This window comes from Bacillus sp. SA1-12, from assembly GCF_000981385.1.
GTDB lineage: Bacteria > Bacillota > Bacilli > Bacillales > Bacillaceae > Metabacillus.
The window spans coordinates 1-2,144 of the sequence record NZ_LATZ01000077.1; the positions used below are offsets into that span (position 1 = coordinate 1).

Genomic DNA, 2,144 nt, shown 5'->3' on the forward strand with positions numbered 1-2,144 from the left:
TCAGACTTAAGAAACCGCCTGCGCGCGCTTTACGCCCAATAATTCCGGACAACGCTTGCCACCTACGTATTACCGCGGCTGCTGGCACGTAGTTAGCCGTGGCTTTCTGGTTAGGTACCGTCAAGGTACCGCCCTATTCGAACGGTACTTGTTCTTCCCTAACAACAGAGCTTTACGACCCGAAGGCCTTCTTCGCTCACGCGGCGTTGCTCCGTCAGACTTTCGTCCATTGCGGAAGATTCCCTACTGCTGCCTCCCGTAGGAGTCTGGGCCGTGTCTCAGTCCCAGTGTGGCCGATCACCCTCTCAGGTCGGCTACGCATCGTCGCCTTGGTGAGCCGTTACCTCACCAACTAGCTAATGCGCCGCGGGTCCATCTGTAAGTGGTAGCAAAAGCCACCTTTCAACTTCGAACCATGCGGTTCGAAATGTTATCCGGTATTAGCTCCGGTTTCCCGGAGTTATCCCAATCTTACAGGCAGGTTACCCACGTGTTACTCACCCGTCCGCCGCTAATCTTCAGGAGCAAGCTCCCTCAGATTCGCTCGACTTGCATGTATTAGGCACGCCGCCAGCGTTCGTCCTGAGCCAGGATCAAACTCTCCAATAAAGAGTTGATACAGCTCATAAAATGTCTATTAAATAGACTTAGAATTAACGTTGACGTTTCTGTTTTGTTTAGTTTTCAAAGAACTATCAAGATGAATATCAACTGAATCTAAAGAAACAGCGACAAATATCATTGTATCAAACTATTTCTTTTTTGTCAACTTCTGCGAAAAATTTTTAAAAAAGAAAAATATCGCTGATCTCTAGTTGAGATCTCGTGGCGACAAATAATATCTTATCACTAGAATTCGTAGAAGTCAATAATATTTTTAAATTGTTTTTTGTCGATATTTAATCATCAAGAAAAACATTGTACTAAACAACTTCATTCTTATCTACTTCTACGAAAAAACTTTCTGAGTGAAAATATCGCTTGTGACTACATCATTGCGACAGGATTGTTATTTTATCACTTGTAATTAAAGAAGTCAATATTTTTTGTAGGATATTTTTAATAGGTGCACTAAAATGTAACAATTAATTACTTCTGCTGGGGCTGCTCTTTTAATCATTCTATAAAATAATCATTCTAATTCTTTAAACTCATTTACTAAGGTTATCGTAACTACCTTACTTTTATTCAGTTCTAGCCTCCTAGTTGATCGGATGCCACAAGAATATAAAATGTTAGTTAAAATAAATGAGGGATTATCGGTACTGAGGATCTTCGAAGTGAAGATCCTTTATATTAGATTATTCTTCTCCTAAAATTGCTAATGGGCTAAAAGCTTCAAAATGAATATGTCCCTTTGGTATTTCCAAGTCATTTAATGCCTTTACCATTACTTCCATAAATGGTATGGAACCGCATATATAAAAATGAGCTTCTTTTATGGTAATAGCTGACTGCAGAAAATCAAAATCCAAGAATCCTTCTTTATCGTAATGGTGAGATTTTTTATCTTCTTCAGTTGGCGAGTCATAACATACATTTGACTTTATATTAGGATGATTATTCTTTAATTGCTTAACTTGTTCTTTAAATGCATGAGTTCTGCTGTTTTTTGTTGCATGAATGAAAGTTACTTGACGGTGTGGCTGTTCTGCTGCAATTGAATCCAACATACTCAATAATGGAGTGATACCTATACCTCCACTTATCATCACTACAGGCATATCATCCTGTTTAAGGACAAAATCACCAGCAGGTGCAGAAAAATAAAAGTGTATCACCAGGTTGAACTTGTTTATGTAAATAGTTTGAAACAATACCTTCTGGTGAATCTATATGTTCATCTTCACGCTTGACAGAAATACGGTAATAATCTTTTCTTGGTGCTTCAGAAATACTGTAATGGCGTATATGTGTATATTTCTCGCCTGGAACTTCTGCTTTTAATGTAAGGTATTGGCCTGCCTTATAAGTAGCAATTGGTTCCCCATCTTTTGGTTTTAAATAAAAGGAAGTTACTTCTTCACTCTCTTTCACTTTCTTATCAACATAAAAGGTACGAAAACCTTCCCATCCTCCAAGCTGTTGTTCCGTTTCTTCATAAAGTTTTTTCTCAAGATTAATAAATGCGTCAGCAATATAAC

General features: G+C 38.4%; 2 protein-coding genes and 1 rRNA gene. All 3 read right to left on the minus strand.

What is annotated here, in order from left to right; genetic code table 11:
* A 16S ribosomal RNA gene (locus WQ54_RS17830) occupies positions 1-609 on the minus strand; the annotation flags it as partial.
* 692 nt (positions 610-1,301) lie between these two features.
* The gene (locus WQ54_RS34795; RefSeq protein WP_231597566.1) at positions 1,302-1,712 is read right to left on the minus strand and encodes a hypothetical protein; all 411 of its coding nucleotides are present in this window, start codon (positions 1,710-1,712) and stop codon (positions 1,302-1,304) included.
* A gap of 34 nt (positions 1,713-1,746) precedes the next feature.
* Positions 1,747-2,144: FAD-binding oxidoreductase (locus tag WQ54_RS34800; RefSeq protein ID WP_231597565.1), on the minus strand; the 398-nt coding region annotated here is incomplete at its 5' end.

What these genes read in the sequence shown, in the direction of transcription:
- WQ54_RS34795 (WP_231597566.1), bottom strand. Translation starts at nt 1,712, where the DNA reads ATGATAAGTGGAGGTATAGGTATCACTCCATTATTGAGTATGTTGGAT.